Source organism: Plantactinospora sp. B24E8 (assembly GCF_039871735.1).
Taxonomy (GTDB): domain Bacteria; phylum Actinomycetota; class Actinomycetes; order Mycobacteriales; family Micromonosporaceae; genus Plantactinospora.
Genome location: NZ_JBDPMH010000001.1, coordinates 784736 through 810946 on the forward strand (window position 1 = coordinate 784736; position 26211 = coordinate 810946).

Annotated in this window: 25 protein-coding genes; 15 read left to right on the forward strand and 10 right to left on the reverse strand. The window is 72.6% G+C overall.

Translation table 11 applies throughout. The features are described from left to right. Positions 1–2: 2 nt before the first annotated feature. Complete coding sequence (locus tag ABGB21_RS03660) at positions 3–182, forward strand: hypothetical protein (protein WP_347676385.1); 180 nt, start codon at positions 3–5, stop codon at positions 180–182. A gap of 5 nt (positions 183–187) precedes the next feature. On the opposite strand, the gene ABGB21_RS03665 is transcribed toward ABGB21_RS03660, so the two are convergent. Further along, on the reverse strand, positions 188–2668 hold the full coding sequence (locus tag ABGB21_RS03665) for a helicase-associated domain-containing protein (RefSeq protein ID WP_347652759.1): 2481 nt from the start codon (positions 2666–2668) through the stop codon (positions 188–190). 126 nt (positions 2669–2794) lie between these two features. Here ABGB21_RS03665 and ABGB21_RS03670 point away from each other — a divergent pair, with 126 nt between their 5' ends. Both ABGB21_RS03670 and ABGB21_RS03675 read left to right on the forward strand, forming a co-directional pair. After that, on the forward strand, positions 2795–3415 hold the full coding sequence (locus tag ABGB21_RS03670; protein WP_347652758.1) for an HAD hydrolase-like protein: 621 nt from the start codon (positions 2795–2797) through the stop codon (positions 3413–3415). Positions 3416–3448: 33 nt separating this feature from the next. Continuing rightward, positions 3449–3835 (forward strand): cold shock domain-containing protein, encoded by a 387-nt coding sequence (locus ABGB21_RS03675; RefSeq protein ID WP_347652757.1) that lies wholly within the window; start codon positions 3449–3451, stop codon positions 3833–3835. Between the two features lie 29 nt (positions 3836–3864). On the opposite strand, the gene ABGB21_RS03680 is transcribed toward ABGB21_RS03675, so the two are convergent. Both ABGB21_RS03680 and ABGB21_RS03685 read right to left on the reverse strand, forming a co-directional pair. After that, positions 3865–4701: a 1,4-dihydroxy-6-naphthoate synthase gene (locus ABGB21_RS03680; RefSeq protein ID WP_347676321.1), complete on the reverse strand. Its 837-nt coding sequence runs from the start codon at positions 4699–4701 to the stop codon at positions 3865–3867. A 63-nt stretch (positions 4702–4764) separates the two neighbouring features. Then, the gene (locus tag ABGB21_RS03685) at positions 4765–5088 is read right to left on the reverse strand and encodes a hypothetical protein (protein ID WP_347652755.1); all 324 of its coding nucleotides are present in this window, start codon (positions 5086–5088) and stop codon (positions 4765–4767) included. A gap of 190 nt (positions 5089–5278) precedes the next feature. Between ABGB21_RS03685 and nhaA the strand changes: the two genes are divergently transcribed. The 3 genes from nhaA to ABGB21_RS03700 all read left to right on the forward strand — a co-directional run bounded on the left by nhaA (position 5279) and on the right by ABGB21_RS03700 (position 9222). Further along, positions 5279–6586, forward strand: coding sequence for a Na+/H+ antiporter NhaA (nhaA, locus tag ABGB21_RS03690; RefSeq protein WP_347652754.1), 1308 nt, complete (start codon positions 5279–5281; stop codon positions 6584–6586). A 162-nt stretch (positions 6587–6748) separates the two neighbouring features. Then, on the forward strand, positions 6749–7588 hold the full coding sequence (locus ABGB21_RS03695) for an ABC transporter ATP-binding protein (RefSeq protein WP_347676323.1): 840 nt from the start codon (positions 6749–6751) through the stop codon (positions 7586–7588). After that, positions 7585–9222, forward strand: coding sequence for a hypothetical protein (locus ABGB21_RS03700; protein WP_347676325.1), 1638 nt, complete (start codon positions 7585–7587; stop codon positions 9220–9222). The genes ABGB21_RS03695 and ABGB21_RS03700 overlap by 4 nt, the downstream gene beginning before the upstream one ends. Positions 9223–9260: 38 nt before the next feature. On the opposite strand, the gene ABGB21_RS03705 is transcribed toward ABGB21_RS03700, so the two are convergent. Together ABGB21_RS03705 and ABGB21_RS03710 are read right to left on the reverse strand one after the other, a co-directional pair. Further along, positions 9261–9905 carry a futalosine hydrolase gene (locus tag ABGB21_RS03705; RefSeq protein WP_347676327.1) on the reverse strand — a complete coding sequence of 215 codons (645 nt, stop codon included), beginning with the start codon at positions 9903–9905 and terminating at the stop codon, positions 9261–9263. Beyond that, positions 9905–11629, reverse strand: coding sequence for an MFS transporter (locus tag ABGB21_RS03710; protein WP_347652750.1), 1725 nt, complete (start codon positions 11627–11629; stop codon positions 9905–9907). Before ABGB21_RS03710 ends, ABGB21_RS03705 begins: the two co-directional genes overlap by 1 nt. Before the next feature lie 117 nt (positions 11630–11746). Between ABGB21_RS03710 and ABGB21_RS03715 the strand changes: the two genes are divergently transcribed. Next, on the forward strand, positions 11747–12568 hold the full coding sequence (locus ABGB21_RS03715; protein ID WP_347652749.1) for a DUF3027 domain-containing protein: 822 nt from the start codon (positions 11747–11749) through the stop codon (positions 12566–12568). 129 nt (positions 12569–12697) lie between these two features. On the opposite strand, the gene ABGB21_RS03720 is transcribed toward ABGB21_RS03715, so the two are convergent. Next, positions 12698–12901, reverse strand: coding sequence for a DUF2530 domain-containing protein (locus ABGB21_RS03720; RefSeq protein WP_347652866.1), 204 nt, complete (start codon positions 12899–12901; stop codon positions 12698–12700). Positions 12902–13073: 172 nt separating this feature from the next. On the opposite strand from ABGB21_RS03720, the gene ABGB21_RS03725 reads away from it, so the two are divergent. The 6 genes from ABGB21_RS03725 (at position 13074) to thpR (ending at position 19182) form a co-directional block, all read left to right on the forward strand. Further along, complete coding sequence (locus tag ABGB21_RS03725; protein ID WP_347652748.1) at positions 13074–14591, forward strand: NCS2 family permease; 1518 nt, start codon at positions 13074–13076, stop codon at positions 14589–14591. Between the two features lie 103 nt (positions 14592–14694). Continuing rightward, positions 14695–15144, forward strand: a complete 450-nt coding sequence (locus ABGB21_RS03730; RefSeq protein WP_347652747.1) for a MarR family transcriptional regulator — start codon at positions 14695–14697, stop codon at positions 15142–15144. Between the two features lie 96 nt (positions 15145–15240). Next, the gene (locus tag ABGB21_RS03735) at positions 15241–16527 is read left to right on the forward strand and encodes an MFS transporter (protein WP_347652746.1); all 1287 of its coding nucleotides are present in this window, start codon (positions 15241–15243) and stop codon (positions 16525–16527) included. Between the two features lie 175 nt (positions 16528–16702). Continuing rightward, positions 16703–17872, forward strand: coding sequence for a low temperature requirement protein A (locus ABGB21_RS03740; RefSeq protein WP_347652745.1), 1170 nt, complete (start codon positions 16703–16705; stop codon positions 17870–17872). A gap of 133 nt (positions 17873–18005) precedes the next feature. After that, positions 18006–18512: a hypothetical protein gene (locus ABGB21_RS03745; RefSeq protein WP_347676329.1), complete on the forward strand. Its 507-nt coding sequence runs from the start codon at positions 18006–18008 to the stop codon at positions 18510–18512. 22 nt (positions 18513–18534) lie between these two features. Beyond that, a complete protein-coding gene (gene thpR / locus ABGB21_RS03750; RefSeq protein ID WP_347652743.1) occupies positions 18535–19182 on the forward strand; it encodes an RNA 2',3'-cyclic phosphodiesterase in 648 nt (215 codons plus the stop codon). A gap of 80 nt (positions 19183–19262) precedes the next feature. On the opposite strand, the gene ABGB21_RS03755 is transcribed toward thpR, so the two are convergent. The 4 genes from ABGB21_RS03755 to ABGB21_RS03770 form a co-directional block, all read right to left on the reverse strand. Further along, entirely contained in the window at positions 19263–20249 is a 987-nt protein-coding gene (locus ABGB21_RS03755; RefSeq protein ID WP_347652742.1) for an aldo/keto reductase, read from the reverse strand. A 103-nt stretch (positions 20250–20352) separates the two neighbouring features. After that, entirely contained in the window at positions 20353–22086 is a 1734-nt protein-coding gene (locus ABGB21_RS03760; protein WP_347676331.1) for an alpha/beta fold hydrolase, read from the reverse strand. Between the two features lie 305 nt (positions 22087–22391). Beyond that, on the reverse strand, positions 22392–24062 hold the full coding sequence (locus tag ABGB21_RS03765; RefSeq protein WP_347676333.1) for an alpha/beta hydrolase: 1671 nt from the start codon (positions 24060–24062) through the stop codon (positions 22392–22394). A gap of 117 nt (positions 24063–24179) precedes the next feature. Further along, on the reverse strand, positions 24180–25163 hold the full coding sequence (locus ABGB21_RS03770; RefSeq protein WP_347676335.1) for a YafY family protein: 984 nt from the start codon (positions 25161–25163) through the stop codon (positions 24180–24182). A 67-nt stretch (positions 25164–25230) separates the two neighbouring features. Here ABGB21_RS03770 and ABGB21_RS03775 point away from each other — a divergent pair, with 67 nt between their 5' ends. Together ABGB21_RS03775 and ABGB21_RS03780 are read left to right on the forward strand one after the other, a co-directional pair. After that, positions 25231–25776 (forward strand): DinB family protein, encoded by a 546-nt coding sequence (locus ABGB21_RS03775; RefSeq protein WP_347676387.1) that lies wholly within the window; start codon positions 25231–25233, stop codon positions 25774–25776. Positions 25777–25778: 2 nt separating this feature from the next. Then, on the forward strand, positions 25779–26042 hold the full coding sequence (locus tag ABGB21_RS03780) for a VOC family protein (RefSeq protein ID WP_347676337.1): 264 nt from the start codon (positions 25779–25781) through the stop codon (positions 26040–26042). The last annotated feature ends 169 nt before the right edge of the window (positions 26043–26211 follow it).

Genomic DNA, 26211 nt, shown 5'->3' on the forward strand with positions numbered 1-26211 from the left:
CCCTGGCCACCGTGCTGGCGTACGCCACGGTCGCGGTGCTGCTGGCGATCTGGGTGCTCTTCGGCTGGCTGGTGCAGCAGCAGGGCTTCGTCGAGTCACTCGGTGAGGGCCTCGGTGCTGCCTTCACCCTGCTGCTGATCGTCTCCGTAATCGGCACCGTACGGCGGAACCGCCGCCGCTGACGGGGTCAGTCCCCGTCGCGGACGGCGGCGGTGATCCGGTGCAGGGCGAAGGTGTGCAGCATCTCGGTGCGTTCGTCCTCGGCCCGCAGGTAACCGGCCCCGATCGAGACCGGCCGGACCAGCCGGGACGCGGTCGCCCCGTGCGCGTCGACGTAGCCGACCCAGACCAGGGCCTTGTCCCGGACCGCCTGTTGCAGCACGGCCAGCGCCTGGGTGTGGGCGTGGGCCGAGGGCAGCGCCGGACCGGTGCCACCCGGCCGGCCGGCCCCCCGGACCGTGGTCGGGGCCCGCCGGGCGGCCCTCGCGGCGGCGTCGCCCCGACGGATCTGCTCGACGATGCCGAGCAGCCGGGGCGTGGTCAGCCGGGGGGCGGCGAGCGGATCGGTGACCCGGTTCGCGACCGAGCCCCGGGCCGGCGCCCGGCGCACCTTCGGCCGGGTCAGTACGGTCGCCCCGCTGGCGTCCTCGGAGACCGGGGCGTACCCGGCCTCGCGCAGCGCGGTCAGCAGCCGGCCCACCAGGTGCGGGGTGGTGAGCACGGTCGGCGCCAGCCGACGCAGTCCCATGACCACGAGCCGCCGGTCGGCGAGCACCTCGGTCAGCAGCGCCTCGTCGTCGCTGCGCAGGTACGCCCCGGCGGAACCGACCCGCAGCCCACCGTGCCGGCGGGCGATGTCGTCGATCAGGTACGTCAACCCCTGCGGGACAGGTGTGCGGGACCGGTGCCGGAACAGCGCGTGCAGGTCCTCGCCGGCGTACCCGGCGTCGAGGGCGCGCCGGACACTCGCCGCGGTGACCCGGTGCACACTCGCCCCGCCGGCCGACTCCGGTTCGGCGACCACCGCGAGTTCGGCGGCCAGGGCGGGTTCCGGTGGGCCGGGCACCACCACGGTCAGGTCCGCCTGGACCAGGAAGTGGTCGACCGGGGCCGGCAGCAGCGCGTCCAACGCCCGGACCGCCGGCGACCCGCCCCCGGCCGCGCCGTCGGCGTCGGGACGTACCCCGAGCGGGTCGTCGCCGGCCTCGGTGAGCCGGGTGTCCCCGGCCGCCCACTGGGCGAGCAGCAGCTTGCCGTACGAGGTGAGGGCACCGAGCCCGGTTACCCCGAGCAGTGCCGCCTCGGCCAGTACCTCCCGTTGTCCCGCCTCGCGGCCGAGGCTGCGGCGTGGAGCCCGCCAGGCGAGCAGCGCGACCACGTCGTCCGGGGTGGGTGCGGTCCCGGGAGGCAGGTCGTCGAGGATCCCGAGCACCGCCCGCCGGACGGCGGGCGCGCCGGCCCGTTCCGCCTCGGGGGAGAGCAGGGTGATCGCCCGGTCCCGGTCGTCGCGCTGGCCGACCAGTCCCACCTGGCGGGTCATGGTCAGCCAGGCCCGGGCCAGGTGTTCCCAGCGGTGCGCCAGCGAGGCGTCCCGCCAGCCCTCGTAGCCGGCGGTGGGAAGGATCTGCTGGTCGGCGCCGGTGCGGGTGGTGGCGGCGCCGGGCAGGTCGACCTCGCCGAGCAGCCCGGCGGCGTACGCCACCTCCAGCAGCAGCGCGGTGGTCGACTCGTCCAGTCCGCCGGCCTTGGTGAGCCGGCGCAGGTCGCGTACCCCGAGTCCGCCGGAGCGCAGCAGCGGGGCGGGTTCGTCGGCGAGCTGTTCCAGCAGCGCCTCGGTGTGCCGTACCGCCTCCATCGCCTGCCCGGCGCCGGCCGAGTCGACGGCCTTCGGTTCCCGGTCCGCGCCGGTGACCGTCGGCGGCTGGGGCCGCAGCGGCCCGAGCGGGCCGGCGTCGCGGCGCAGCAGCAGGCCGACCTCCCGGGGCAGTTCGACCGCGGCCGGCCGGTTCGGGGCGCCGCCGGTCTCCGGGACCGGTACCAGCAGTTTCTGTTCGACCAGCCAGCTGACCGGGCTGGCCGGCTCGGCCCCGGGCGCCGGGGCGGCGGCGGGCAGGGTGCCGACCGGTGGTCCGGCGGCGAGCCGGTCCAGGATCGCCCGGGCCGGCGGCGGGGCGGCGAGCAGGGTGCGGCGCAGCCGGGCCGGGTCCGCGACCAGGGCCGCCGTCTCCGGGTCCAGCTCCGCCGCCGGTCGGCCCAATCCGGCCGGGTACGGCGAGCAGACCTCGTCCACCCCGGCGCTGACCCGCAGGCTCTGCTCCAGCCCGTACAGCAGGAAGAGGGCGCGGAGCCGGTCGACCGCGGTCCGGGCGGCGGTCCGCCCGGTACGCCGGCGGCTGCCGCCGCCCTCGCCGACCGCGAGCGTGACGATCGCCTCGGTCGAGGTCTCGGCGTCGTCCCCGGTGCGGGTCAGCCGGGCCGCGTCGAGGATCCGCAGGGTGAACTCGTCGAGCCCGTCCAGGGCACGGGCGACCGAGACCCGGGACTGGGCCCGGGCCGCCAGGGCGGACAGATCGGTCGGTACCGGGACGACGAGGTCCGGACGCAGCCGGAACAGGGCGGCGAGCGCCTCGTCGGGCAGGGCCCGCAGATGGTCGGCGAGTGTGGTCATCGTCTTCCCACGCTATCCGGCCGGGTGCCGGTGATGCTCGTCGGTCGTCCGGCTCGATCCACCTGTTTGATCAGCGTGGTACGCGGTCCGGCCGGGCCGGCCGGCCCCCGTGACAGCATGATCGGCATGAACACCCCCGCCGCCGTCGGCTTCGATCTTGACATGACCCTGCTCGACACCCGTCCCGGCATCGCCGCCGCCTTCCGGAAGCTCACCGAGCTGACCGGGGTGCACGTCGACGCTGACCTGGTGGTGAGCCGGCTCGGCCCGCCGCTGCGGGAGGAGATTCGGCACTGGTTCCCGCCGGAGCAGGTCGAGGAGGCGGTCCGAACCTATCGGGCGCTCTATCCGGAGTACGCGGTCACCACCGCCGTGCCGTTGCCCGGCGCCCTCGACGCGGTGGCGGCGGTCCGGGAGCACGGGCTGCGGGTCGTGGTGGTGACCTCGAAACTCGGCCGACTCGCCCGGTTGCACCTGGCGCACGCCGGGCTGGAGGTCGACGAGCTGGCCGGTGACCTCTTCGCCGAGGGCAAGGCGGCCGCGTTGACCGAGCACGGCGTCCGTCTCTACGTCGGTGACCACATCGGCGACATGGTGGCGGCGCGGACCGCGGGCGTACCCGGGATCGGGGTCACCACCGGCCCCTGCGACGCCGACGAGCTGCGGACCGCCGGAGCGGAGCTGGTCCTCGCCGACCTGACCGGATTCCCACAGGCGCTCCGGCGGTTGATGCCGCTAGCCTTGTGAGGACAGTTTTCTCAGGGGAGTCGAGGTCTACAGGTGCCGACGGGTCGAGTGAAGTGGTACGACGCGGCCAAGGGATACGGGTTCGTCACCAGTGACGAGGGTGGCGACGTGTTCCTGCCGAAGGGCGCGCTGCCCGCTGGTGTCACCGACCTGAAGGGCGGCCAGCGGGTCGAGTTCGGTGTGGTCGACAGCCGGCGCGGCGCGCAGGCACTCGGGGTGAAGCTGCTGGACGCCCCACCGTCCATCGCGGAGCTTCGCCGTCGTCCGGCCGAGGAACTGCACGGCCTGGTCGAAGACATGATCAAGGTGCTCGAGGCGAAGGTGCAGCCGGCGCTCTCCCGGGGCCGGTTCCCCGACAAGAAGACCGCCCAGACCGTGGCCCAACTGGTCCACGCGGTCGCCCGCGAACTGGAGATCTGAGCGCCCCCGCGCGTCAGTCTGGTGGCCGGTCAGCCGAGCGCGCCGGCCACCGACGGGGTCAGTCCGGCGGCGGCGGCCCGACCGAGCAGCGCCTCGATCGCCGCCCGCCCGTCGTCGCCCAGCTCGGCGGTGAACTCGTTGACGTAGAGCCCGATGTGCTGGTCCACCACGTCGGGCTCCATCTCCTGCGCGTGCGCGAGGACGTACTCGCGGCTCGCCGCCGGGTCGGCCCAGGCCCGGCGTACCGAGTCCCGGATCCAGCCGGCCGCCGCCTCCGGGTCGACCACGCCCTTGCGGGCCAGGATGGCGCCGAGCGGGATCGGCAGCCCGGTGTCGGCCTCCCACCACTCGCCGAGGTCGACGAGGGCGGTCAGCCCGTGCCGGTGGTACGTGAACCGGGCCTCGTGGATGACCAGGCCGGCGTCGTAGCGGCCGGCGGCCACCCCGGGCATGATCTCGTGGAACGGCACGACCTCGATCCTGGCCGGCGGGTGTTCCGCCGACCAGAGTCGGAACAGCAGGTACGCCGTGGTCCGGTCACCCGGTACCGCGACGGTCGCCCCGGTCAGGTCGGCCGGGTCGCCGCCGTGCCCCGCCCAGTCGCCCCGGGTGAGGACCAGCGGCCCGCAGCCCCGCCCGAGGGCGCCGCCACAGGGCAGCAGGTGGTAGTCGTCCAGCAGCCAGGGCAGCGCCGCGTAACTCACCTTCACCAGGTCGTACGCCCCCTGCTCGGCGGCGGTGTTGGTGACGTCCACGTCGGCGAAGGTCACCTCGACCGGCGGCGCGTCGGGCACCAGGCCGTGCACCAGGGCGTGGAAGACGAAGGTGTCGTTCGGGCAGGGCGAGATCGCCAGGGAGAGCGCCACGATCTCACCGTAGACCTCGGGTCCGCCCCGGTCGGCACCCCGTCCCCGCGCCGGTTGGCTGGGTCACTGTTGCTCGATCGTCGGTTCCGGTGTGGGCCGGCGCCAACCGCATTCCGGTGTCCGCCAGGCCGGGATCCGGGCGGGTGGGGGAAGTCTCGCGTTGCAGACGGCGGACAGCGCGATCGCCGAGGCGACCGCGAGGCGGGCTTGGACATCGCCTGCGGCCAACGCCCGGGCGGCCGCGGTCGGCTCGTCGTCTCTTCCGCGGTCCGTCGGCCCGGCGAGGCTCTCCCTGACGTGTTCCTCGGCGGAGCGGGCGTACCGGACGAAGTCCGCCAGCAGTTCGACGATCAGGTCACCGCGAGCTTGTCCGTCCAGGTCCGGCATTGTCGTCTCCCACCCCACGGCTCATGGGCGCCAGTCTAGAAGCCACAGGGACAAATAGCTCAGGTCTGACGAAACTTCCCAAATCGACAGGAGTCCCCGTGCTCGGCTGATCACCGTTCGGCTAGGGTGGGTGACGGTGTGCCGGGAAGTCTGGTCGGCGGTGTATTTGTCGACCCCTCCGGAGGAACTGATGGCCGCACCCCCCAACGGACGTACCCCGCTGTTCGGGCGGGGCAGTTGGCCCGAGGTGCGCCGGATCGGCGACATCCTCCGTACCGAGACCGTCGGCGGGGTACTGCTGCTCGTCGCCGCCGTACTCGCCCTCGCCTGGGCGAACTCGCCGTGGGGTGCGGCGTACCGGTCGCTGGGCGCCTTCGAGATCGGTCCGGCCGCGTTGCACCTGGACCTGTCGCTGGCCCAGTGGGCCGCCGACGGCCTGCTGGCGATCTTCTTCTTCGTCGCCGGCCTCGAGCTCAAACGCGAGTTCGTCGCCGGTGACCTGCGGGAACCCCGCCGGGCCATGCTGCCGGTCGCCGCCGCGCTCGGCGGCATGACGGTGCCGGCGTTGATCTATGTCGCCTTCAACCTGGGTGCCGGAGACGGCGCGTTGGCCGGCTGGGCGATCCCGACCGCCACCGACATCGCGTTCGCGCTCGCCGTGCTCGGGGTGATCAACACCCATCTGCCGGCCGCGATGCGGACCTTCCTGCTGACCCTGGCGGTGGTCGACGACCTGCTGGCCATCGTCATCATCGCGGTCTTCTACACCGGCTCGCTGCACTTCGGGCCACTGCTGCTGGCGTTGCTGCCACTCGCCCTGTTCGGGTTGCTGGTGCAGCGCCGGGTCCGCTCCTGGTGGCTGCTGCTGCCGCTCGCGGCGCTGACCTGGGCGCTGGTACACGCCTCCGGGGTGCACGCCACGGTCGCCGGCGTGCTGCTCGCCTTCACCGTTCCGGTGATCCGGCGCAAGCCGGGACCCGGCCCCGGGCTGGCCGAACACTTCGAGCACCGGATCCGGCCGTTGTCAGCCGGCGTCGCGGTACCGGTGTTCGCCTTCTTCGCCGCCGGGGTGTCGGTCGCCGGGGCCGGCGGACTCGGGGCGAGCCTCACCGACTCGGTCGCGTTGGGGGTCATCGTCGGGCTGGTCGCCGGCAAGGCGGCCGGGGTGTTCGGCGCCACCTGGCTGGTGCAGCGGTTCACCCGGGCCCGGCTCGGCGAAGGGCTCGGCTGGTGGGACGTCTTCGGGCTGGCCCTGCTGGCCGGGATCGGCTTCACCGTCTCGCTGCTCATCGGCGAACTGGCGTTCGGCCCGGGCAGCGCCCGGGACGAGCACACCAAGCTCGGCGTACTGCTCGGGTCGCTGCTCGCGGCGCTGCTGGCCACCGTCGTCCTGCGCATCCGCAACCGCCATTACCAGCGGATGTGTGCCGTCGAGGAGCGGGACACCGACGCCGACGGCGTGCCGGACGTCTACCAGGGGCCCGAAGCGGTCCGGTAGGCCGTTGGGACGCGGGCCTTCCACCCGTCGATCCCGGACGCGTAAGCTCCGAACCGGTGCGCCGGGAAGTCTGGTCGGCAGTCGTGTCCGTTGCTGACCCGGGAGGCTCCGGTGGACGTGTCCGCCATTCGTGCTGTCGGTCTGACCAAACACTACGGATCCGTGTGCGCGTTGGACGCGCTGGATTTCGCGGTACGGACCGGTGAGGTCTTCGGCTTCCTGGGGCCGAACGGCGCCGGCAAGTCGACCACGATCCGGCTTCTGCTCGGCCTCGCCCGCCCGACCGCCGGCCAGGCGTGGATCTTCGGTACGGACGCCGCCGACGTCGGCACGGCGCACCGGTCCGTCGCGTACGTACCCGCCGACGTGGCGCTCTGGCCCGGACTGACCGGCGCGGAGACACTGGAGTTGCTCGGCCGGATCGGGCCGGGGGTCGACCGGGCGTACCGGGACGAGCTGGTGGAGCGTTTCGCGCTCGACCTGTCGAAGCCGGGGCGGGCGTACTCCACCGGCAACCGGCAGAAGGTGGCCCTGGTCGCGGCGTTCGCCACCCGGGCACCGCTGCTGATCCTCGACGAGCCGACCAGCGGCCTGGATCCGCTGATGGAACGCGAGTTCCAGGCGGTGGTCTCGCAGGCCCGCCAGCGCGGGCAGACGGTGTTCCTCAGCTCCCACCAGTTGGCCGAGGTCGAGGCGGTGTGCGACCGGGTGGGGATCCTGCGGGCCGGCCGCCTGGTCGAGGTCGCCAGGGTTCCCGAACTGCGCCGTCTGCACCGCAGCCAGGTCGAGGTGACCTACCGCGGACCGGCCCCCACCCTGACCGGGGTGGCCGGGATCGAGACGGTGGAGGAACTGGACCCCGAACGACTGCGGTTCACCCTCACCGGACCACCGGGCCCGGCGTTGCGGGCGCTGGCGGCGGCGGACGTGACCGGGGTACGGATCCACGAACCCACCCTGGAGGAGATCTTCCTCGACTACTACACCCGGGTGTCCCGGTGACCGCCGTCGCCGCCCGGCCCGGCCGGGCCTCGGCGGACAGCGGGACGGATCCGGACGGACGTGCGATCACCTGGCTCGCCTTCCGGCAGGTCCGGCGCGGGGGGCTGATCGTCGTCGGACTGCTGGCCGGCATGTCGGCGACGGTCGCCGCCAGCTATGCCAGCACCGTCGGCGACGCGTTGGACGCCGCCGCCCTCGCCGCCCTGGCCGAGAACCCGGCGATCCGGACGCTGTTCGGCGCGCCGGTCGCCCTGGACGACCCCGGCGGATTCACGGTCTGGCGTACCGGAACCGTGCTCGGCGTGCTCGCCGGGGTCTGGGGACTGCTCGCCGCGACCCGGATCACCAGGGGCGAGGAGGACGCCGGCCGCTGGGACCTGCTGGCCGCCGGCCGGGTGCCGCTCCGGGCGATCGTGCGCCGGCACGCCGTGGTGGTGGTCGGCATGTTGCTGGCCGCCGGATTCGTCGCCTCGGCCGCGCTCGCCGCCGTCGGCACCGCACCCGCCGGAGCCCTGCTGCACGGTGCCGGACTCGCGCTGGTCGGGATCTTCTTCGCCGCCGCCGGTGTGCTGACCGGGCAACTCCTGCCCTCCCGGGGCAGGGCCACCGGCGCCGCCGTGGCCCTGCTCGGGACCGGGCTGCTTCTCCGGATGGTCGGCGACGGGGTGGCGGCACTCGGTTGGCTGCGGTGGCTGTCGCCGTTCGGGCTGGTCGCGCTGAGCCAGCCGTACGCGGCCAACCGTGTCCTGCCGGTGGCCGTCCTGCTGGTCGCCGCCGTGGCTCTGCTCGGCGCGGCGCTGCTGGTGGCCGGTCGGCGTGACGTACGCGGCGGCCTGTTCGGCGTACCGGCGGGCCGTCCGCCCCGGCTGCGCCTGCTCGGCTCGGTGCCCGGATTCGCGCTCCGCCGACTCGTGGGCCCGCTCGGCGGATGGGCCCTCGGACTGGTCGGTTACTACCTGCTGATCGGTCTGCTCGCGGTATCGATGACCAGCTTCCTCGCCGAGAACCCACGGTTCGCCTCGCTCGCCGCGCAGGCCGGGTTCGGTGGACTCGGCTCGGTCGAGGGGTACGTCGCCGCGCTGTTCACGTTGCTGGCGATCCCGGTGGGTATCTTCGCCGCGACCCGGATCGCCGTCGTCGCCGGTGACGAGGCCGACCGGCGGCTGACCCTGCTCTACGCCCAACCGGTGACCCGGGTACGACTGCTCACCGCCGAGGTCGCGGTCACTGCGGGCGGCGGGGCACTGCTCTGCCTCGCCGCGGGTGCCGCCACCTGGGCCGGCACCACGATCGTCGACGCCCCGCTCGGGCCCGGCGCCGCCCTCGCCGGCGGATTGAACGTGCTGCCGGTCGTGTTGCTGTGCCTGGGCGCGGCCGTGTTCGCGCTCGGCTGGCTGCCCCGGACGGTCGCGCCGGTCGGCGCGCTGCCCGCGGCCGGCGGATTCCTGCTCCAGGTGACCGCGGACAGCACCGGAGCACCGGCCTGGGTGGGGCGGCTGTCACCCTTCGCGCACGTCGCGCCGGTTCCGGATCTGCCCCCGCACTGGTTCGCCAGCCTCACCATGGTGATCGTCGCCGTCGGGCTCACCATCTTCGGTGCGCTCGGCTACCAGCGGCGTGACCTGCGCGGCTGACCGCCTCGTCGACCGGTACCGACCGGGGAACCGTCGGGCTAGAGCTTCGGGCCGACGGTGGCGAATGCGGCGGTGAGCGCGGCGAAGGCGTCGCCGATCCGCCAGGCTGCCCGGTCACGCGGGCCGATCGGGTTGGAGATGGTCCGCACCTCGACGAAGGGCAGCCCGGCGGCGCCGGCGGCGACCGCGACGCCGTACCCCTCCATTGCCTCGGCCACGGCGTCGGGATAGCGGCCCAGCAGGGCGGCCGTGGTCGTCGCGGTGCCGGTCACCGTGCCGAGGGTGAGCACGGTGCCGGTGACGGCGTACGGCAGGCAGGTGCGGAGCAGTTCGAACAGGGCCGGGTCGGCCGGGGCGGTGGTGGCCCCGAAACCCAACTCGTCCAGGGGGAGGAAACCGTCCGGTGACTCGGCACCGAGGTCGGCGGCGACACTGCGGGTGGCGAGCACGGTCCCGCCGACCGGGGCCCGACCGGGGAAGCCGCCCCCGATCCCGGCGCTGACCACCGCCCGGTACGGCGTACCGGCCGCCTCGGCCAGGGCGACGAGTCGCGCCGTACCGGCGGCCGCCACGGCCGGACCCACCCCGACCGCCGCCACCGTCACCGAATCGCCGACCAGCCCGGCCCGGACCGCCTCCGCCTCGGCCTCGACGGCGGTGACGACCAGGATGCCGCCGTTCATCACTGACCTCCCCGGGGGTCCCGACGGGAGCCGTCGTCGCCCGGTCCCGGCGCCGGCACCGCCGACGACGGCCGGTAGATGTGGTAACCCCGCGGGGCCAGCCCCTCGTCGTCGGAATCGTCCGACGGGTCGACCGGCTGACTGGTCGCCGCCGACGAGGCGGGTCGGCCCGGGGCCGTCGACGGTGCGGGTCGGCCACCGGCCGTCGACGGGACGGCGGGGGCGGGGGAGGTCGGGGCGTCGGCAGACCTGCCCACCGCCGTCCTGTCGCTCCGCTGCTCATCGCCTCGGCGGTCGTCGGTGGACCGGTCGCCGTCGGGCAGGTCGGTGTCGGGCATGGCCCGGCCGGAGAGCCGCTCGTTACGCAGCCGGGTGGCGACGATCGTGGTCCAGACCATGGCGACCACGGCGAGGCCGGCCAGGAGACCGATGCCGAGTCGACCGTCGAGCGGGATCAGGCCGAGAGCGCCGCCGGCCACGAAGGCCAGCATCAGGATCGTCTCGGAGTGCGCGAACGCGGTCGCCCGGAGCCGTTCCCGGACCCGTTCCTGGATGGTGGCGTCCACGGCGAGCTTGGCGATGCCGCTGATCATGGCGGTGACCAGGCAGAGCAGGGCGACAAGTTGCAGCGAGAACCAGAGCGTGGCGACGATCCCGATCCCGGCGACCAGCACCAGGCCGATCGCCTGCAGCACCACCGGGCGGTGGATGCGCAGCCGGGTGCCGAGCGCGGTGGCCAGGAAGGTGCCGATGCCGAGCCCGGCGCCGACCACGCCGAGGGCGAGTTCGTCGCCGAGTTCCCGACCGAAGAGGGTGCTGTCCAGGTCCCCGGCCTTGATCGCGAAGGCGAGGAAGAGCAGCAGGAAGCCGTACAGGGCGCGTAGCGTGGCGCTGCCGACGAGGCTGGAGATCACCAGCCGGCCGGCCGGGCCACCCCGGCTGAGCGCCCGTTCCCGGTTGCCACGCAGCCGGAACGCCTGGAAGGCGCGGGGGACCGTCTCCGGCGGGTCGGAGTCCGCCCGGGGCGGCAGCCGCAGGGCGATCACCATGCCGACCAGGAAGATCACCGAGGCGACCCGCAGTGGCCACTGTGGGCCGAACCAGAACGCGGCCAGGCCGATCGGCAGCACCAGACCACCGGCGATCGAGCCGTACACGCTGGCCCGGGCGCCGGCCTGGGAGAGTCCGATCCCCTCCGGCAACAGCCGGGGCACCGCCGCCGACCGGGCCACCCCGTACGCCCGGGAGAGCGCCAGCACCCCGAAGGCGGCCGGGTAGAGGCCGAAGCCGTGGATGTAGTCCGAGATCAGCCAGGCGAGGAAGGCCCGGCCGAGCATGGTGGCGGCCAGGGCGTACCGGCGGCCGTGCCGGAAGTGGTCGAGCAGCGGGCCGACCACCGGGGCGAGCAGCGCGAACGGCACCATGGTGATCAGCAGGTAGAGCGCCACCTTGCTGCGCGCCTCGCCCAGCGGCGCGTTGAAGAAGATCGTCCCGGCCAGGCCGATGGTGATCAGGGTGTCGCCGGCGCAGGAGGCGGCGTGCAGGTCGAAGAGCCGGACCATGCCGGCCTCGCCGCCGGCGCCCTTCGCCCGGACCCGGGCGACCCGGCGGCCGGTCCAGCGCACGCTGCCCAACGAGCCCCGGACCAGCAGCCGGACGGCCCGGACGACGGTGCCGACGACGCGCCCCAGGAAGGAGCCGCCAGAGCGGGTGAACAGCGGCATGAGCTCCATCCTCGCCCATCCGGTCGGTGACCGTCGGTTCCGTACCGAGATATCTCTGCCTGAACGGCGCCGGGGAGTGCCGCCGACCCGACGTCAAGGATAGGCAAGAATAGGTGAGTGACCAGGACCAGCACTGCTCGCGCCGCCCGCCTCGACCAGGTCTGCGCCAGCGCCGTCGAGGTGGCGCGCGACGGCATCACCGAGGTCGACCCGACCGACGTCGGCGAGCACCTGGGCACCATCGCCGAGGGCGACCGGCTGGTGACCCATCTCTTCGAGTGCCGACTGGCGGGCTACCGGGGTTGGCGGTGGGCGGTCACCGTGACCCGGGTGCCGCGCAGCCGGCACGTCACGGTCTGCGAGACGTTCCTGCTGCCCGGCCCGGACGCCATGCTGGCGCCGAGCTGGCTGCCCTGGCAGGAGCGGCTGCAGCCGGGTGACCTGGGGGTCGGTGACCTGCTGCCCACCTCGGCCGACGACGAACGGCTCGCTCCCGGCTACCTGCTCTCCGACGACCCGGCGGTCGAGGAGACCGCCTGGGAACTCGGCCTCGGCCGGGCCCGGGTGATGTCGCGGGAGGGGCGCGCCGACACCGCCCAGCGGTGGTACGACGGTGACCACGGCCCCTCCGCGCCGATCTCGGTCGCCGCACCGCGTACCGCCCGGTGCGGGACGTGCGGCTTCTACCTGCCGTTGGCGGGTGCGCTGCGCCAGGCGTTCGGGGTCTGCGGCAACTTCTTCGCCCCGGACGACGGCCGGGCGGTCAGCGCCGACCACGGCTGCGGGGCGCACTCGGAGACGCTGGTCGAGGCGGCCGACACCCCGGTCGACGAGCTGCCGACCATCTACGACGACAGTGAGGTCGAGGCGATCGCGGTCAGCCGGGCACCCGGCTCGGTCGGCAGTGGCGAGCCGGCGGAGCCGTACGGGCACGGCTGAGCCGTGGTGGTGGCGCCGGGCCGCTGAGCCGTGGTGGCGCCGGGCCGGGTCGGGCAGACACCGCCGACCGACCCGGCGCCGGGCAGCGGTGGCGCGCCCGACAGCGACCCGCGGCGTATCCGGTGGGGGTCAGCGGGCGGCGCGGCGGCGCCGGCGGTTGGCGTCGTGCCGGAGCATCACGGCGAGTCCCGGGAAACCGGCCAGGAACCCGGCGAAGCAGATCCAGAGCCAGTTCTCGTGGTCGTGCGCGACGAGCCAGTCGCGGAAGAAGAGGAACAGCACCAGCCCGACCACCGCGAAGACCACGATGCCGGCGACGGCGAACGGCACCATCGGCGGGTCGAGCGGCGCGATCGGCGTGTCGCCCCGCGCGTCGGCGGGTGTGCCGACCGGCACAGCGGGCGGCTGCGGGCGCGGGTCGTCGGACACGGAGCCAAGGGTACGGCCGCACCGACCCGGCACGGTAACCGGGAAGGTCTTTGCCGGTAACCGGTGATCTGGCACGATGCCCGGATCAGCAGCCGACCCCACCTGCGAGGATCCGATGGACGACGTCGCGGCCACCCCCGCCGCCCCGGCCGACAGGCCGACCCCCCGCAACGGCTTCGACCGGTTCTTCGAGATCTCCGCCCGGGGCTCGACGCTGAGTCGTGAGTTGCGCGGCGGTCTCGCCACCTTCTTCACGATGGCCTACATCGTGGTGCTGAACCCGCTGATCCTGGGCAACGCGGTCGACGGGGACGGCAGGCAACTCGCGATCCCGGCGATCGCGGCCGCGACCGCCCTGGTCGCCGGGGTGATGACCATCCTGATGGGGGTGGTTGGCCGGTTCCCGCTGGCGCTGGCCGCCGGGCTCGGTGTCAACGCGCTGGTCGCGCTGGAGATCGCGCCGCAGATGAGCTGGGCCGACGCGATGGGCCTGGTGGTGATCGAGGGTGTGATCATCGCGATCCTGGTGCTGACCGGGCTGCGTACCGCCGTGTTCCGGTCGGTACCGACGCAGTTGAAGACCGCGATCGGGGTCGGGATCGGGCTCTTCCTCACCATCATCGGCCTGGTCGACGCCGGGTTCGTCCGCCGGGTGCCCGACATCGCCGGCACCACCGTGCCGGTGGGGCTGGGCATCGGCGGCAAGCTGGTCACCTGGCCGGCGCTGGTCTTCGTGTTGGGGCTGCTGGTCACCCTGGTGCTGGTGGTACGGCGGGTGAAGGGCGCGATCCTGATCGGCATCCTCGCCTCGACCGTGCTGGCGATCGTGGTGGAGGCGATCGCCAAGGTCGGCCCGCCGGTGGTGAACGGGAAGCCGAACCCGGCGGGCTGGTCGCTGAACGTGCCGACGCTGCCGGAGACGGTGGTGGACACCCCGGACCTCTCCCTGCTGGGTCAGTTCGACCTGCTCGGGTCCTGGCAGCGGGCCGGCTGGCTGGTGGCGATCATGTTTGTCTTCACCCTGCTCATCACCGACTTCTTCGACACGATGGGGACGATGGTCGCGGTCGGGCAGGAGGGCGACCTGCTGGACGAGCAGAAGATGCCGCCGCGTACCCGGGAGATCCTGCTGGTCGACTCGATCGCGGCGGCGGCCGGCGGTGCGGCGAGCACGTCGAGCAACACGTCGTACATCGAGAGCGCGGCCGGGGTCGCGGAGGGTGCCCGGACCGGGGCGGCCAACCTGGTCACCGGCGGGCTGTTCCTGCTGGCGATGTTCCTGGCGCCGCTGGTGCTGGTGGTGCCGTTCGAGGCGGCGTCGGTCGCGCTCGTGGTGGTCGGTTTCCTCATGATGACCGCGGTCCGGACGATCGACTGGAACGACTACGAGATCGCCATCCCGGCGTTCCTCACCATCGTGCTGATGCCGTTCACCTACTCGATCTCGAACGGGATCGGGGCCGGGGTGATCAGCTTCGTGGTGCTCAAGCTGGCCCGGGGCAAGGCTCGGGAGTTGCACCCACTGCTGTACGGGGTGGCCGCGCTCTTTGTGCTCTACTTCCTGCGCGGTCCGATCGAGACCGTACTGTTCTAGCTGGCCGGCGGGTCCGGCTGGCTGGTGGGACGCCGTCCGGGTGGCGGTGACAGTGGTCATAACAGCTGGTCGTTAGCCTGGCTCATTAGTTAGGCTAACGACCGTGACGGAGTGGACGGTGATGGCAGAGCACATGCCGGCGACGCAGCTCGCCACGGTGCTGCGTGACGCGATCACCCGACTCAACCGACGGGTACGGCAGACCCGCCCCGTCGGCGATCTCACGGGGACCCAGCTCTCCGCGCTGACCAGCCTCGAGCTGGCCGGCGCGCTGACTCCCCGTGAGCTGGCCGACACCGAGCGGGTCCAGCCGCCGACGATGACCAAGATCGTTGCGAAGTTGGAGGAGCGCGGCCTCGTGCGGCGTACCCCCCACCCGACCGACGGCCGCCAGGTCATTCTCGCGGTGACCGACCCCGGTCGCTCGATGCTGGCCCAGTTCGACCGGGCCCGTAACGAGTGGCTGGCCGGCCGGCTCACCGAGCTGACCCCGGAAGACCGTGAGGTGCTGCGGCGGGCCGCCGAGATCCTGCAGAAGGTGGCCCGCGACTGACCGGCGGCCTCCATCGGGTCCGCTTCGTCCGCACGGTAGCCGGCGCTCTCGCCGGGTACCCGGATGACGCGTACGATCCGAGGAGGCGCACCCCGAGTGCGGGCAAAGCTGAGCACGACCTTCCAGTCCCTGAAGGTTCGCAACTACCGGCTCTTCGCCACCGGTCAGCTGATCAAGCTGATCGGCGTGTGGATGATGTTCACCACCCAGGACTGGCTCGTCCTGGACCTCTCGGGCAACAACGCCACCGCGCTCGGCATCGTGGTCGCGGCCCAGTTCACCCCGGTACTCCTGCTCACCCTGCTCTCCGGGCGGCTCGCCGACCGGTACGACAAGCGCTTCCTGCTGATGGCCGCCAACACCGCGTGGAGCGTGCTGTCGCTCGCGATGAGCGTGCTGGTAATCACCGGCCTCGTGCAGCTCTGGCACGTCTTCGTCTTCGCCGCCCTGCTCGGCGTGGCGAACGCGGTCGAGACCCCGGTACGGCAGTCGTTCGTCTCCGAACTCGTCGGCACGCCGCTGCTGCCCAACGCGCTCTCGCTCTCCGCCGCCACCTTCAACTCGGCCCGGATCATCGGCCCGGCGGTCGCCGGCATCGCGATCGCGGTCTTCGACGTCGGCCCGGTCTTCCTGTTCAGCGCGTTCAGCTCCATCGCCCCGGTGATCTGCGTGGTGCGGATGCGGGCCGCCGAGTTGCACCGCGAGGACCTGCCGCCGATCGGCGAGCGTGAACCCGCCCGGGTGATCGACGGGCTGCGGTACGTCGCCCGCCGCGCCGACCTGCTGCTGCCGATGGCGGTGATGTCGGTGATGGGACTCGCGCTGTTCAACTTCCAGCTCACCCTCTCGGCGCTGGCCAAGACCACCTTCAACACCGGAGCCGCCTCGTTCGGCCTCTTCACCACCGCGCTCGCGGTCGGCGCGCTCTGCGGGGCGCTGGCCGGCAGCGGCCGGCGCAGCCGGCCGTCGGTCTGGATCGTGTTGGGTGCCGCGATCGGCACCGGCTTCTTCGGCACCCTGGTCGGGCTCGCGCCGACGTACTGGCTGGTGGTGACGCTGCTGCCGCTGACCGGATTCTTCATGGTCTTCTTCGCCCAGGCGGCCAACCAGCGGGTGCAGCTCGGCGTCGACGCCGCCTTCCGGGGCCGGGTCATGGCCCTGTGGGTGCTGGTCTTCCTCGGCACCAACCCGGTCGGTGCGCCGATCGTCGGCTGGATCGCCGAACGGTACGGCGCCGGGACGAGCATCTGGATCGGTGGGCTGCTCTCGATGGCCGCCGCCGGTGCCGCCCTGATCTGGCAACTGCACCGCGACGGCGCCCGCCTGCGCCTGCGGCTGCTGCCCCTGCCCCGGTTCTACGTGGTCAGCTCCGCCGACCTGTAGGGCGGCGCCCGGTCCGGGCGGGCCACAGCCACGCCGGGCCGTCCAACGCCAGCGTCAGCGTCAGCCCGTGTCCGCCGCCGCTGTCTCCCGCCACACCGCTCGGGGAATCGTCGATCCGGCGACGGGCCGCGCCGGCGCTGCCGATAATCCTCGGGAGACAGGGCGGAGGCGGGTCATGACCACCGGTGGGGATGCGGCGCTGCTACGCCGGCTGGACGGGTCGACCCGGGCCACGCTGCTGGAACTGCTCTTCGACGTGGTCTTCGTCGCCGCCCTCGCGCTGTCATCGAATCTGTTGACCGAAGACCTCTCCTGGTCCGGTAGCGGCAAGGTGCTGCTGCTGCTCACCGCCATCTGGTGGACCTGGTCGGTCACCGCGATCACGACCGAGTTCTACGACCCGCAGCAGCGCCCGATCCAGGCCATCCTGATGATCGCCATGGTCGGTTCGGTAGGGATGGCGGCAGCGCTGCCGATGATCACCGCCGGGCACCTGCGGGTCTTCGTGAGCGCGTACGTTGGCACGCACCTGATTCGCACCATCATCCTGGTCATCGCCCTGTACTGGCAGGGGCACCAGGCGGCCAGGCAGCGGGCCACCCGGTTTCTGTTCTGGTTCACGGTATCCGGCGTCTTCTGGGTCGCCGGCGCGTTGGCGAACGCTCCGAACTGGGGGCTCTGGACCATCGCCATAACGATCGACCTGGTCGCCGGGGCGGCCCGCTACCCCACGCCCTGGCTGGGTCGGGTGCCGGTCGACCAGTACACGCGGACCACCGGGCACCTGGGCGAGCGGTACCAGCAGTTCGTCATCCTCGCCCTCGGCGACATCATCCTGTTGCCCATTCTGCAGGTCAGCCGGAGCCACCTTGAATTCTTCCGGGTCGTCGCCCTGCTCTGCGCGTTCACCACCATGCTGCTGCTCTGGCAGGTCTATGCCTACCGGGCCGGCGAGTTGGTGCTGGCGGCCGGGTCCAAGGCAGGCCGGCCGGCGCGGCTGGCTCCGTACACCCATCTGCTGATGCTGGCCGGCGTAGCCGCCACGGCGGCCTCCTTCGACCTGGTCGTCGCCCGCCCGACCGGAACAACGCCGGTGCCGTGGCTCCTGCTGATCATCGGCGGCCCGGCGTTGTTCGTCATCGGCCGCTTCCTGTTCACTCTGCTGGTGTCCGCCGTCGTACCGTCGTGGCGAGTGAGTTGGCAGCTCCTGCCGCTGCTGGTGCTGCCCTGGGCCGGTGGCTGGCCGCCCCTGCTGGTCACGGTGCTTGTGGTGCTCGGGTTGGCCGGTCACATCATGGTCCCCACGGGGGCCCGGGAGACCACGCCGGGCCTGCGGATGCGCTGAACCGGCGACTGACCCGCAAGAGTCGGGCGAGGTGTCGACCGGCTCCAGGCGGTCTGGGACCGGCGACACAGTGAAATGGTCGGTGCCGCCCCATCGGTAGCGGTACCCTGTATTCCGCCTAGCGTCGAAGGATGTGTCCGCCGTGCATGCTCTCGCGCTGCCGCTGGCACTACTCGCGACCGCGTGTCTGCCCGTCGTCGTGGCCGCGCTGATCTGCGCGGACGAGTTGCTCGACCACCTCGGGCGCCGGATCGCCCGGCGCCGGCAACAGCGCCGGGAACGGCGTCTGCTGAACCGGTTCGACCGGGCGTTCGAGGTGGACCCGCACGGCCGGATCGATCCGACCGAACTGGACCGGGTCGACGGCCCGACCATCCAGCAGCTCGCCGCCGACCTGCGTCGCCTCGCCGACCAGCGCTGGTACGCCGCCGACCGGTCGGGCCCGGAGCAGCAGACGCTGCTGGAGGCGTACGACGACCGGCTCCGGCTGGCCAGTCAGCGCCTCGGCGTACCGGAGCACCTGGGCGAGCTGACCGGCGTCGACCGGGAGATAGAACGGGTACGCGTCGAGGGCGAACTGGAGGCCGCTGGTCTGGTGCTCCGGACCCCGCACGCCGGTCCCCGGCGACCGGCCGGCTGACCGGACCCGGGACCGGCGACCGGTGCGGCTCTTCGTCGCCGTCTACCCGCCCGTCGAGGTGGTCGACGACGTGATGGCGCAGGTGCGTCGGCTCCGGGTCGGCGCGGTGGCCGACACCGGAGTCAACGTACGTCTCGCCGACCGGGCGAACCTGCACGTCACGGTCGCCTTCCTCGGAGAGGTGCCGGACGACCGGCTACCGGAGGTGGCGAAGGCGCTCGACCGGGCCGTACAGACCTGGCGTAAGCCGCCCATCCGTCGGCGGGACCGGCAGGCCGTCCCCGAGCCGAGTCCGCTCCGGTTGCGGCTCGGTGGTGGCGGCCGGTTCGGTCGGGGCCGGTTCACCGTGCTCTGGGTAGGCCTGCTCGGTGACGTCGCGGCGCTGCGTCGACTGGCCGACGTCAGCCGGCGCGAGCTGCGCAGGGCCCGGTTGCCGTACGACTCCCGACCGTTTCGACCACACCTCACCCTGGCCCGGCCCGGCGACCGGATCGACCGGGAGAGTGTCGACGAGGATCTGCGTACCCTCGACGGTTATCTCGGACCATCCTGGCCGGCGACCGAACTGGTGCTGGTCCGCAGCCAGCTCGGGCCCCGCCCGACGTACGACCGGCTGGCGACCTGGCCGCTCGCCGGGGACGCGTCGGAGCAGCCGGTATCCGACCGGTAGCCGCGACGGGCCGCGCTCGACCGACTAACCGTGCTCCACGAGGCGGGCGGGCCGGCGGAGCTACCCGGCCGTCGGGAAAGTCACCAGGCCCAGGCCTCCGGGCCGGCGCCGCCCTTGCCCGGTGGCGGGAAGAGGTCGTCGAGCCGGGCCAGCGTCTCGGGGCTGAACTCGACACCGAGCGCCCCGAGGGTGGCGTCGAGCTGCTGCACCGTACGCGGGCCGATGATCGGCGCGGTCACCGCCGGCCGGGTCAGCAGCCAGCCGAGTGCCACGTTCGCCGGGTCGTGACCCAGGTCGGCGCAGAGTTCCTCGTACGCCTCGATCGCCGCCCGGTTCTCCGCCAGCAACCTGGTGGCGTGCTCGTTGCGCGACCGGCTCGCGCCGCCCTCGGCGAGTTTGCGGATCGCCCCGCCGAGCAGCCCGCCCTGCAGCGGTGACCACGGGATGACGCCGAGGCCGTACTGTTCGGCGGCGGGCAGGACCTCCAACTCCACGAACCGGTTCATCAGGTTGTAGATCGACTGCTCGGAGACGAGACCGAGGAAGTTCCGCCGGTTCGCCGACTCCTGCGCCCGGGCGAGGTGCCAGCCGGCGAAGTTGGAGGAGCCGACGTAGAGCACCTTGCCCTGGGCGACCAGGGTCTCCATCGCCTGCCAGATCTCTTCGAACGGGGTGGTCCGGGAGATGTGGTGCATCTGGTACAGGTCGATCCAGTCGGTCTGCAGACGACGCAGCGAATCCTCGCAGGACCGGACGATGTGCCGGGCCGAGAGACCCTGCTCGTTGGGCCAGTCACCCATCCGGTTGTGCACCTTGGTGGCCAGCACGATCCGGTCCCGGCGGCCGTCCCCCCGGGCGAACCAGCGCCCGATGATGTTCTCGGTGACGCCCTCACCGACCTTGCGGCCGTACACGTTGGCGGTGTCGAAGAAGTTGATCCCCTGCTCCAGCGCCCGGTCCATGATGGCGTGGCTGTCCGGCTCGCTGGTCTCCGGCCCGAAGTTCATCGTGCCGAGGCAGAGCCGACTCACCGACAGCCCGGTTCGACCGAGATTCGTGTATTCCATGACTCCCACCCTGCCACGCGCTCCGTCGAGCTTGATCATGACGGTGGCCGCGGGGCGGGAAGTGAGCCCCGTCCCGCGGCCACCGCAGGGACCACCGTCCGGATCAGGCCGTTGCGGCGTACGGCCCCGACCAGGTGGGTAGCGTCGACGTCGGCGGCAGCTCGGATCGGCGCGGCGACGAGGCCGGCACCGGGTCGTCGACCGGCGGGCAGCTGGCCCCGGCCGGCGGGACGATCCGGTCGACCAGGTACCGGTCGACGAATCCGACGGTGCAGGGGGTGCGGTCGTACGCGCCGTGCCCCCAGCCGAGGTAGCTGACGAGCCGACCATGCCGGCCCAACTGCTTCGCGACCGCCACCGACCACTGGTACGGGGTGGCCGGGTCGTACCGCGAACCGAGCACCAGCAGCGGGATGTTCGTCCGTATCTTGGGCCGGTGCTGGGGGTTGCCCACCTCGCCCGACCAGCCGAGGCAGATGGCGACCGCGAGGACGCCGAGCGTCGAAGCGCGGATCTGGGGAGCCACCCGCCGGTTCTCGGCGAGGAACCGGGAGTACTGCGCGAAGTCCCGTACCGGCAGCGACCAGTCCTGACACAGGATCGCCATCGGGAACTGGACGACGGTGGGCGGAGCGACAACGTCGGCCCGCCCGGCCGTCGGGTCGTTTGTGGCGCCGGTCGCCGGCCAGGTGAGAGCCGCTGCCGGGTCGTTCGTGACGTCGGCCGTCGGCCAGGTGAGGGTCGCCGCCGGTACCGGCCGTGGTGCGGGCACCCGGCCGGCGGTCCGGTCTGCGGACCTCTGCCCGCGATCCGGGTCACCGGCGGTGTCGGCCAGCGCGGCGAGCCACTCGGCCAGTGACAGCCAGGCCGGACGGTAGCCGGCGGTGCGGACGGTGCTGCTGAGCGCGTACCAGTCGAGCGGCGTGCCGGTGCCCGGATCGACCAGGCCACCCGCGTCGGCACGGCGCATCAGCTCGTCGAAGAGGGCCAGCACGTCCCGGCCGTGCAGCGCACACCTCTCGTCCCGGTCGCACCAGGCTGCGAACTCCTCGAACGACTCCTGCGCTCCCACCGTCTGGCCGAGGAGGAAGTCCCGGACACCCACGCTGTGGTCCATGTTGCTGTCGATCACCAGGGCGCGTACCCGGTCGGGGAAGCGCTCGGCGTACGTCTGGCCGATCAGGGTGCCGTAGGAGAGCCCGTAGTAGCTGATCTGCCGTGCGTTCAGCGCCGCCCGGATCGCGTCCATGTCGCGTACGACGTCGAGGGTGTCGACGTGGTCGAAGAGGGGACCGGTCTGCCGCCGGCAGTCTTCGTGCAACCGCTGGCTGAACCGGAGCAGATCGGCGTACCCCGCCTCGGTGGCGGGCGCCGGGGAGGGGCCGGTGGCGAGTACGTCGATCGAGCAGACGATCGCACTGCTGCGCGCGACTCCGCGGGGATCGAAGCCGATCACGTCGAAGCGTCGCAGCACCTCGGCGCTGAGCTGCTGATCCGCGCCGAGTGCGGCGTCCACCCCGGAGCCGCCCGGGCCGCCCGGGTTGACCAGGAGCGGACCGATCGCCGGCTCCGGTCCGGTGGCGGCGCGTTTGGCGATCGCCAACGGGAAGGTGGCGCCGTGTGGTCGGCTCCAGTCGATCGGCAGGTCCAGCGTGGCGCACCGTACGCCGGGGTCGTCCGGCCGTTCCGGACAGGGCTGCCAGTCGACCGGCGCCGCATGCCAACCTCCGGTGACCCGGTCGGGTGCCGGGGCCGCCGCGGCCACCCCCGGTGCGGTGGTGACCAGCAGGAGCGAGGTGGCGAGTAGGCCGATGGCGGCATGGGACGTTCGTCTCATGGGCACTCCCCGTTCGACGGAGCAAACTGATACCGGTCAGTTGATCACAGTCGTCGGTCGGAGCAAAGAGCAACGGTCCGAAGTGTCCGGTTGTTCTACCGGGTGGCGTCTACGGTCTGACGACGGATCGGCACCTCGGTCCGGGGCGCGGAAGCCGGCGAGTCGCCTCGGTCCGGGGCGCAGGCCAGCGGGTCACCGCCGGTGACGAGTGGACCCCTGACCCCGGTCCACCGCTGCGACGGTGGCCGCGGGCCGGGCGTACGTCCCGACCCACGGCCACCCCGGGGTGTTCCCGGTCGTCCAGGTCAGCCCGCGTGCCGGCCGAACCAGGTCGGTGGGTTCGGCAGGGTTGGCGCCGGCAAGCCGGGGCGCTGCGGTGACGGTGTACCCGAGGGCTGCGAGCGGGGGGTCGGATCCAGGACGCCCACGCAGGCCGCTCCGGGTGGCGGCAGTTTCCGGTCGACCAGGTACCGGTCCACGATCGACACGGTGCAGGGTGTGGCGTTGTAGCCGCCGTGTCCCCAACCGAGGTAGGTAACCAGTCGACCATGCCGGCCGAGTTGCTTCGCCACGTTCACCGACCACTGGTACGGGGTGGACGGGTCGTAACGGACGCCCAGCACCAGCAGCGGAATCGACGTACGCACCCGGAGCCGGTGCTGCGGGTTGCCCGGCCTCGCGGGCCAGCCGATGCAGGAGCCGACCGTGAGGCTGCTGAGCGTCGAAATCCGGACCTGCGGTGCGACGCGCCGGAGCTCCGCCAGGTGGCGGGAGTACTCCGCGAAGCTCCGGACCGGCAGCGACCAGTCCTGGCAGAAGATCAGGAAGGGGTGCTCGGTGACCTCCACTGAGGTGGCGTCGGTACCGGGTGCCGTGCCGGCACGATCCGCCGCAGGGACGGCCCGGCGCGGCGCCACCGCGCCGGCCGCCGTCGGGGACGTCTGGTCCACCAGCGCGGCGAGCCAGTTGGACAGCATGATCCAGAGCGGTTCGAAGCTGCTGCTCCGAACCTGGGCGCCCAGCTCGGACCAGTGCATCGGGGCGCCGGTGTCCGGGTTGACCAGCTCGCCGGCCTCCGCCCGACGGAGGAGGTCGTCGAAGATGGCCCGCACGTCCCGGCCGTGCAGCGCGCACCGTTCGTCCCGGCCGCACCAGGCGACGAAGCCGTCGAACAACTCCTGTACCGCGACCGTCCCGGTGCGCAGGAAGTCCCGGACACCCAGGCTGTGGTCCATGTTGCTGTCGATGGCCATGGCCCGGATCCGGTCCGGGAAGTGCTCGGCGTACATCTGGCCGATGAGGCTGCCGTACGAGAGGGCGTAGTAGCTGATGTGTCGCGCGCCCAGCGCGGCCCGGACGGCGTCCATGTCGTACGCGACGTCAACGCTGTCCAGGTGGTCGAAGAGCGGTCCGGTTTGGGTACGGCAGTCGGCGTACAGGCGCCGGTTGTAGTTGACAAGTGCGGTGTAGGCCGCCTCGCTCTCCGGGATCAGGAACGGCTGCTGGGCGAGGAGTTCGCTACTGCAGACGAGTGGGTGGCTCCGCGCGACCCCCCGCGGGTCGAAGCCGATCAGGTCGAAGCGGCGCAGCAACTCGGGGCTGTACCGCGGCTCGCCGCCGAACCGTGCCCCGAGGTAGATCGCCTCGTCGACTCCGGAGCCGCCCGGACCGCCCGGGTTGACCAGCAGCGGCCCGACGGCTGGTTCGGGGCCGGTGGCGGCGCGCTTGGCGATCGCCAACGGAAAGGTGGGGCCGTGTGGCCGACGCCAGTCGATCGGCAGGTGGAGCGTGGCGCAGCGGACGCCCGGGTCGTCGGGTACCTCGGGACACGGCTGCCAGTCGATCGGCCCCGGCCGCCAGTCGCCCACGACCCGCTCGGGTGCCGGGGCGGCCGGTGCCGCGACCGCCGGGTTGGCGCCGGACAGGATCAGTGTGGCGGCGAGCAGGCCAACGCCGGCGCGGAACGTTCGTCTCATGCTTCTCCCCGTTGATCGATAGACGGTCGTGGTTGGTCCACGACCGCCACAGTCGACCACGTCGATCGGGTACGGGAAAGGGACCGTCACCCGGGTGGGAACGGGACCCGGGCCGGATCACCGCCCGGGACGCGACCGGCCGGCCCCGGCGGATCCCTGGTGGGCCCGGTGCAGCCGGTCGGCGACCACGGCGAGTTCCGCGACCAACTCGGGTGGTTCCAGCACGGTGAAGTCCTGCCCGAGCAGCGCGAGGTGCACCGCGATACTCGTGACCGAGTCGGCGCCGGTGACCAGCAGGCAGTGCCCGGCGTCGACCGACTCGACGACCCCGGCCGAGGACGGCACCCGCTCGGCGACCTGCTCGGCCGGCGCGTGCACCAGGACCCGGGCCCGGAACCGGTACGGCGCGGTGGTGATCGCGTCGGCCACGAACGCCGCCGCGTCCGGCGGGTCGCGCGGGGTGAACCGGCCGCCGGTGGCCCGTGGGTCACCGATCCGGTCGACCCGGAAGGTACGCCAGTCGTCCCGGTCCTCGTCGCGGGCGAGCAGGTACCAGCGGCGGCCGGTGTGTACCAGCCGGTGCGGCTGCACCCTCCGTACCGTGGCAGTGCCGTCCCGGCTCCGGTAGTCGAAGCTGAGACGCTGGAACTCCTGGCACGCCTCGGCGAGCGTGGTGAGCAGTTCGGGAGCCACCGGCGTGACCCGGTCCGGCAGCGGCACGGTGGCCAGCCGCAGTGCGGCGGTACGTCGACGCAGCCGGGCCGGCAGGATGCGCTCCAGTTTGGCCAGTGCCCGTACCGACGTCTCGGCGATGCCGGTGACGGTGTGGCTGGTCGTGCCTCGCAGGCCGAGCACCACCGCCACCGCCTCGTCGTCGTCGAGCAGCAGCGGTGGCAGGGTCGAGCCGCTGCCGAGCCGGTAGCCGCCGGCGACCCCCGGGGTGGCGTGCACCGGATAGCCGAGTTCGCGCAGCCGGGCGATGTCGCGGCGCAGCGTCCGTACGGTCACGTCGAGCCGGTCGGCAAGCTCCGGCCCGGTCCATTCGGAACGGGTCGAGAGTAGGGCGAGCAGCCGGAGCAACCGGGCCGAGGTGTCCAACACCCACCAAGTCTGCCAGCGATCGAGGACCGGAACTGTCCTCGATCGTGGATAGCGTGACCGGATGGACCTGATCTGGACCGACCAACTCGCGGACCAACTGGACTGGCACTGGCAGCACCAGTTGCGAGCCCGGCTCGACGGACTCACCGACGACGAGTACCTCTGGGAGCCGGTGCCCGGCTGCTGGAGCATCCGGAGCCGGGCCGAGAATCCGGACGGGCACGGTGGCGGCGGCCACGTCGCCGACTTCGTCTGGCCGGAGCCGGTTCCGCCTCCGGTGACCACGATCGCGTGGCGGCTGGCCCACCTCGTCGTCGGCGTCTTCGGTGCCCGCAACGCGAGCCACTTCGGCGGCCCGGCCCGCGACTACACCACCTTCGACTACGCCGGCACGGCGGCCGAGGCGTTGGCGCAGCTCGACGAGGCGTACGGGACCTGGATCGGGGGCGTACGCGGGCTCGGCACGGAAGGTCTCGCCCGACCCTGCGGTCCGGCTGAGGGCCCGTACGCCGAGTATCCGATGGCCGCGCTGGTGCTGCACATCAACCGCGAAGTGATCCACCACGGAGCCGAGATCAGTCTGCTCCGCGACCTCTACCAGCACAGGAGCTGACGATGCCGTACGAGTTCCAGGTGACCCAGGACAGCACCGACCCGCACACCCTCGCCGACTGGTGGGCCGAAACCCTCGGCTGGCAGGTGGAGCCGAGCGACGAGGCGTTCATCCAGCGGATGGTCGACACCGGCCACGCCAGCGCGGACGAGACCACGCGGCACCACGGGGTGCTGGTGTGGCGGGCCGGGGCGGCGATCCCACCGGGAGGGGCCGCCCGGCTCGCCCCGGGTGCTGTTCCAGAGCGTGCCGAAGGGAAAGCCTGACGAACCAAGAACCGGTATCGTATTTCCCCCCGGTCGTGAGTTGACGCCGGGTGGATTGCCTCGTGATGCTGTGGGTCCATCCGCCACTGCCTACACCGGAGGACTTCACCGTCGGCGCTCCTCTTGAGGCGATCCGGCAGACCTGCCCCGATGCGGACCAGATCCAGGG